This window comes from Oceanobacillus aidingensis (genome assembly GCF_042654105.1).
In the GTDB taxonomy this organism is placed as follows: domain Bacteria; phylum Bacillota; class Bacilli; order Bacillales; family Amphibacillaceae; genus Oceanobacillus; species Oceanobacillus oncorhynchi.
Genome location: NZ_JBHSFT010000039.1, coordinates 21442 through 28311, shown reverse-complemented (window position 1 = coordinate 28311; position 6870 = coordinate 21442). Strand labels below are relative to the sequence as shown.

6 protein-coding genes are annotated in these 6870 nt (G+C 35.6%); 3 read left to right on the top strand and 3 right to left on the bottom strand.

All coding sequences use genetic code 11. The features are described from left to right. Nucleotides 1-281: 281 nt before the first annotated feature. Nucleotides 282-1400 carry a non-hydrolyzing UDP-N-acetylglucosamine 2-epimerase gene (gene wecB, locus ACFO3P_RS15055; protein WP_379542503.1) on the top strand — a complete coding sequence of 373 codons (1119 nt, stop codon included), beginning with the start codon at nt 282-284 and terminating at the stop codon, nt 1398-1400. A 375-nt stretch (nt 1401-1775) separates the two neighbouring features. Next, complete coding sequence (locus tag ACFO3P_RS15050) at nt 1776-3107, top strand: UDP-glucose dehydrogenase family protein (protein ID WP_379542502.1); 1332 nt, start codon at nt 1776-1778, stop codon at nt 3105-3107. Between the two features lie 667 nt (nt 3108-3774). Here the strand turns inward: ACFO3P_RS15050 and ACFO3P_RS15045 are convergent. The 3 genes from ACFO3P_RS15045 to ACFO3P_RS15035 form a co-directional block, all read right to left on the bottom strand. After that, the gene (locus tag ACFO3P_RS15045) at nt 3775-4149 is read right to left on the bottom strand and encodes a VOC family protein (RefSeq protein WP_042529639.1); all 375 of its coding nucleotides are present in this window, start codon (nt 4147-4149) and stop codon (nt 3775-3777) included. Between the two features lie 29 nt (nt 4150-4178). Further along, nucleotides 4179-4844 carry a PadR family transcriptional regulator gene (locus tag ACFO3P_RS15040; protein WP_052484878.1) on the bottom strand — a complete coding sequence of 222 codons (666 nt, stop codon included), beginning with the start codon at nt 4842-4844 and terminating at the stop codon, nt 4179-4181. A gap of 399 nt (nt 4845-5243) precedes the next feature. Next, the gene (locus ACFO3P_RS15035; RefSeq protein ID WP_042529640.1) at nt 5244-5822 is read right to left on the bottom strand and encodes a TetR/AcrR family transcriptional regulator; all 579 of its coding nucleotides are present in this window, start codon (nt 5820-5822) and stop codon (nt 5244-5246) included. Between the two features lie 153 nt (nt 5823-5975). Between ACFO3P_RS15035 and ACFO3P_RS15030 the strand changes: the two genes are divergently transcribed. Next, nucleotides 5976-6662, top strand: coding sequence for an SDR family NAD(P)-dependent oxidoreductase (locus tag ACFO3P_RS15030; protein WP_379542501.1), 687 nt, complete (start codon nt 5976-5978; stop codon nt 6660-6662). Nucleotides 6663-6870: the final 208 nt, after the last annotated feature.

Genomic DNA, 6870 nt, shown 5'->3' with positions numbered 1-6870 from the left:
TATCTTTCCTGAGCCAGAGCCTGGTCAGTAAGATGGGATAAGGATAAAATAATGGACCCACCTAATTTTTATAAAATTGGTGTCTTGACAATGGGGTCCACTTTATAATGTCTTTTATTACTTGTATTTATATATAATTATGCGTTTATCAGGAAGTAGACTTTATATTTTATGTAAATAGTATTTTATATTTAGGAAAAGATTGCTATAATGATTTTAGTAATGTCAATTTTGTAGGTGAAAATTTTGGCAATCAATACATAAAACTTGGAGTGATAGATTTGGCAAAACGGATTAAGGTAATGACTATATTTGGGACAAGACCTGAAGCGATTAAGATGGCACCGCTTGTACTCGAATTGAACAAACGTACAGAAGAATTTGAGTCAATTGTAACGGTGACTGCTCAGCACAGAGAAATGCTGGATCAAGTCTTGGAGATATTTGAAATAACTCCGGATTTTGATTTGAATATTATGAAAAAACAACAATCTCTTGCGCAAATTACGAATCGTGCTTTAGAAGGTCTTGATGAGGTAATGAAAAAGGTAAAACCAGATATTGTCTTAGTACATGGTGATACCAGTACGACATTCGCAGCTTCTCTTGCTGCCTACTATAATCAAATTGTAGTAGGACATGTAGAGGCGGGATTACGTACATGGGACAAGTATTCTCCATTTCCAGAAGAGATGAACCGACAGCTTACTGGCGTAATAGCAGATTTACATTTTGCGCCGACAGAAAAATCTAAACAAAATCTATTGAATGAAAATAAACCAAAAGAATACATCGCTATTACTGGAAATACAGCAATCGATGCTCTGAAAACAACAGTTGATGAATCATATTCTAGCCCGATTATCGATGAATTAGGTGAGAAGCGTCTTGTGTTAATGACGGCACATAGAAGAGAAAATTTAGGGAATAACATGAAACAAATGTTTCGTGCAATTAAGCGATTAGTAGAAACACATGATGATATCCAAGTTGTTTATCCAGTTCATTTAAACCCTGTTGTTAAAGAAACAGCAGACGATATTTTAGGAAATGATGATCGAATTAAATTAATTGAACCTCTAGGTGTAATAGATTTTCATAATTTTGCATCCCATGCACATTTAATATTAACGGATTCTGGCGGTGTTCAAGAAGAAGCTCCTTCCTTAGGAGTCCCTGTACTGGTGTTGAGAGACACTACCGAGCGTCCTGAAGGTATTGATGCTGGAACATTAAAATTAGTAGGAACGGATGAAGATACTATTTTTAATACAGCTCATGAATTATTAAGCGATCAACAAAAACATAGTGAAATGGCAAAAGCTTCGAACCCTTATGGAGATGGAGAAGCTTCTAGGAGAATAGCTGATACGATTATTGACTTTTTTGGAAATAAATAGTATTTTATTGAATATTAATAAAGCAAGTGAACCTTTGAATTTAAAAGGGGTACTTGCTTTATTTATATGAAAATTAAGCTTAGCTTAAAGCATCTTGTTGATGCTAGTATAATTTTAGACATATATATGGGCAATAATTCAAAAATTAATAAATCTTAGCGCCTAGTTAGCAACAAAAAATATAAAGGTGTAAATAGTTGTTTAAATTACTTAAAGAGTATAGGATAGTAATTGTTAATTTAAAGCATTATACTGTTAAAAATATTTCTGTGAAGAGCTTTAAGAAGTTAGTATGAATACTAATTAGTAATTTATTCAAAAAGAGATATTATACAGTATATTTTAAAAGAAATTGATTTTATAGGGGGATTTCTTTTGAAAAACCTAGCAGTAGCCGGCACTGGCTACGTCGGTCTAGTAACTGGCGTATGCATGGCAGAAAACGGACATAACGTAACATGCGTTGATATAGACGAACAAAAAGTAAAAACGATGCGAGACGGAATTTCTCCAATTTATGAAGTAGGATTAGAAGAATTAATGCGCAAAAATATTGAAGCTGGCAGATTGCATTTTACCATGGATTATTCCTCTGCATATAAAGAAGCAGATGCCGTATTTATTGGTGTTGGTACTCCAGAAAAAGAAGATGGCTCAGCGAATTTGCAATATGTAGAAACAGTAGCAAAACAAATTGCTGAGTCTGTTGCAAAGGATTGTTTAATTGTAATCAAATCAACGGTACCAATTGGCACGAATGATAAAATAGCGGAGCTTATTAATAAGTCACTTGTTAATGATGTAAAAGTCGAAGTAGCGTCTAACCCTGAATTTCTTGCACAAGGATCTGCGGTAAAAGATACATTAGAGGCAGCTCGTATCGTTATTGGTACGGAGAGTGAATGGGCAGAAAACCTCTTAACAGAGATTTATGCACCGTTTAATTTACCAATTGTATCTGTCAATCGTCGTTCTGCTGAAATGGTTAAATATGCATCTAATGACTTTCTTGCTTTAAAAATCTCTTACATGAATGATATTGCAAACTTATGTGAATTGGTTGGAGCAGATATTCAGGATGTCGCTGAAGGAATGAGCTATGATGATCGTATTGGTAGCAAGTTCTTAAATGCTGGTATTGGCTATGGAGGATCTTGTTTCCCGAAAGATACTAGCGCTTTAGAGTATCTTGCAAGACAATATGGATACGACTTGAGAACAATGCAAGCAACGATTAAGATAAATTCTGAGCAAAAATTGAAATTGTATGAAAAAGCGAAGCAGCGGTTAGAAACGTTTGAAGGTATCAAGGTAGCAGTACTGGGTTTAACATTTAAACCAGGTACAGATGACCTTCGTGAAGCTCCGTCACTTGCAAATGTCCCATTGCTTTTAGAACAAGGGGCAGATATCTATGCATATGATCCAATCGGGGTCGATAACTTTAAACAGTTTTATTCAGAAGGAAGTCATGGGCAGGGGAATATCACTTACGTGGATAGTCCGGAAGATGCTTTAAAAGGAGCAGCTGCATGTCTCATCTTCACAGAGTGGGGAGAGATTAAAGCTGTTACCCCAAATCAGTATAAAGATTTAATGCAGACTCCATTGGTGTTTGATGGTAGAAATATTTATAATGTTCAGGAAATGGCTGATAATGGAGTGGAGTATCATTCTATTGGCAGACCGGTTAAGAATATAAATTAATTAGTGCATTTTGATTTAACTAGCATATTTATTAGCAGCAGTTTACGGTTGGGCATATAGATATTATTATGAATTGAAGAGTTGATAAGTAGGAGGGCCCTTGATATTTAGAATGAGGAATATCAAGGGTCGTTTCTATACTTATAATATGTGTATATGTTGATCTCTCATTTTACATTCATTGTTTATGTAGTAAGTAGAACAAACATTAAACTTACTGAATTAAAAGTAATTTGAGAAAGCACTTATTTGGGGCTGCTTTTATATGGATCAATCTTATGAACTGGAGTGTGGGATCATTTCTTATCACCTGCTAAAATATGTTAAATAATAGTCATGATATAATCCTTTATTGCATCTAGGTGTATTTTTTCAAATAGATAGTCTTACTAAACTAGCTATTAAGATAAAGAGAGTCACTGCATTTTGAGACAACATAATAGAAGTAAAAAAGAGTCTGTATGATTACGGCCAAGGAAATGTACCACTTGTGCCATCTATTTTACCAGTGATTGCCACAGAACTTACCACCTGTTGCCACCGCATTTACCAATTGGGAGATTTAAGATAACGTAGGCTTTTGATGTTCAACAATCGCGCCCGATTGAGGCAGAATCAAAGAGTCCATATTTGCAATATCCAACGTTTTTATCAACATTGATTATGGCTAATCAGTCATAACTTCAAATAGGCAACCATCTAAATTGGTCCAAAACAACCCACGGGAAGCAAATGGGTGATCTGTGCGTCGATTTTCTGTTTCAAACGGGCTGTTCCCAAAGGCTACATTCCTTTTACGAAGTTGTTCATGAATCTGGTCAAAAGTATGTCCATCAACACTGAAAGCCAAATGCTGTTGTGGAGTATCATCCTCGATTGTCATAAAGAAAACAGAAAGATCGTCATTAACTTGCACTTCTGCAAACTTATTGTCTATCCCTTCATAACCATTAAGTTTTAGGCCCATATTCTCTGCAAATTCGTGTGCAGCTTTATCATTATTTTTAGCGAATACCACTGTGTGGTTAAGTGTAATTGTCAATTTAAAGTCTCCTTATATATTTTTAAAAATTATTGTCCATCTGAGTTTTTCTCTTCGTCATCAACTATTTTCAAAAGCTCTGCCCGTGTTTTTTCGAGCAGGTTTTGTAGTTGTTCCTTCTTTTCGGGCTTTTCTATAGCTTGACGGCCCACCTTGAAAAATTCATGGAATAAACCCTGAATGTCAGATCTTAAAGTCTGAATTTCGTCCAGGTCCACATTTTCAAGCACATTCATTCTTGAGTTAACAGGATCTTCATCTTGGTTTTTTTTCAAAAAGGCTTGCCCCTCATCTGTAAGATGATAAACTTTTTTCCGACCTTCTTTGATTACATTAACTAAATCTTGATCCTCAAGCATCTGTAGAATAGGATAAACGGAACCGGGACTAGGCGAATAAAGCCCCTTAAACTTTTCCTCAAGCTCTTTGATTAATCCATATCCATGTCTTGATTGTTCTTGTAACAATTTTAATAAGACAATCTTGAGATCACCACGCCCGAAGAAACGTTCACCACTAGTATCCTCACCAGATTCTTTGCCTGCGAAGATATGAGGTCTGCCTTGCCCGTCAAAGTTACCGTTTCCTATCCCAACTTCCGCGTCGAATCTGTTGCCTCTAAAGACACCATGATGATAAAAATGACTCTGTCCTTTTAAAAAAGGATATTGGGCCATATCAGGTCTTTTGTACACATTCAAAACCTCCTGTTAATTTTATTTTAAGTTAACGATATATCGTTACGCTAAGAATAAACGATATATCGTTAACTGTCAAGTTGGTGAATATACTTTCTTCAGTTCATTTTACCTATAACACGCTTTACTTAGAATAATGCCCTCTCTTATTCAGGTCCTACAATGAAAAATAAGCGCTTATCCTTATTTAAGGATAGCGCCTGTTTGTTGGAAAACTGAACCGTCAATATTTTAACGAATGTATACTCTACGCCCCGGCCATGTTCGACTTGGCGTTTCTCTATGCTCTAACGACATTCTCGTCCGAGCAAAATAACTTAAATGGACTCGAAAAAAAGCAGTCATTGACTAGACACACTAACCTAGAAAGTCACGGTATTGAACTAACGTTACCTGTTAGCGTGACACTCCTTTAAAAGACTGAGATCCACCAACTACAAATGATGCAATCTTTTTGGCTACTTCTTCCTTTTTTAAGGTATGTTTACCAAGATACAATTGCAATCCACCTTCATGAATGATTTGTGATAAGATTGGCACGAACATATCCTTTTCAATATCTGAATACTTATAATCCAAACTTTTTGATAAAAAACTCTTTAATTCATTTAGTATTTTTTCCTTCATTTGAGGTAAGGCCCATTTACCATAGCTGCTGCGACATTCAATATTCGGTTGTTGGTAAAAATCGTATACTGCAAAAATGAGTTGATGTATGGTCTCCTCACCGAATTTCATATCATCTAAAGTATGACTTTCGATAGATGCTGAGGCAAAATCCCCCATAATATAGTCAATTAAATCGTATTTATCATTAAAATGTGCATAAAATGTAGCCCGGTTAACCTGCGCTTCCTTTGTTATATTAGCTATTGTAATTTTTTCAAAATCCTTTTGAGAAGCTAGATTGTAAAAAGCATTAATTAAGAACTGTTTTGTTTGTGTAATACGTAGGTTCCTTACTTTCGATGCCATTGTCTCACCTCCCACCCGACAATTTCGTAATGTTGTTGCTATAGCAACATTCGGCAGTAGATTGTTGGTTGTTGTAAAAATGTATTGGCTGTATAGTTTTCATTAAAGCAACACATGTTGTTTTAATATATCACAGATTGGAGTTTATAAAAAATGAAAACTATTGCTATTGTTGGTGCAGGCTCTGGATTAGGATTGTCTATAGCAAAAAAATTCGGAGAGAAGGGTTTTAGGGTAGCGACCATTGCAAGGAATTCTGAGAAATTAGCAATTATCGAACGTAAACTCAAGGAACTAAATATTGAAACACAATCTTTTGTAGCCGATGTTACGAACTTAGCTGCCTTAAAACAAGCTATTCAATCAGCTAAAAAAGCATTCGGTTCGATTGATGTACTAGAATTTAGCCCCTATGCTAAGGAGGATATATTCACTTCTGTGCTTGAAACGAAGCCGCAAAGTGTAGTAGATATTATGAACAGCTATTTGTTGGCTGGCATTCTTTCCGTGAATGAGGTGCTACCAGATATGATAAGTAACGGTTCTGGTGCCATATTATTCACAACAGGCGTATCTACTATTTTCCCTTTACCATATGCGGGAAATGCCGGAATCGTTGGGGCTGGTATGCGTAATTATGCCTTAAACCTGCACAATGAGTTGAAAGAAAAAGGGGTGTTTATCGGACATCTTTCAATCGGGGCCATGATACAACCTGGAACAGAAGGAGACCCAGATCTTATTGCTGAAGCTTGGTATAACTTATATGAGAATAATGACCATTTTGAAGAAGTATTCCCTCCAGGACTCGATCCAACTATACTTCTTGGCGGAAATTAATATAAAGGAGATAAGACAACTATTGAAATGATAGTTGTCTTATCTCTTTTTCCCGTACTTAGTGCTACATTTAGCTATTTACCTCTCTGTCAAAATTAACATGAGTATCCTGTTTTATTAGGAAGTATTATTCAACTAAATGGCCCGATTGTTGAATACTGTTCTGATTGAAAACCAATCAAATTCGTACAACAAGCATAACATTTAT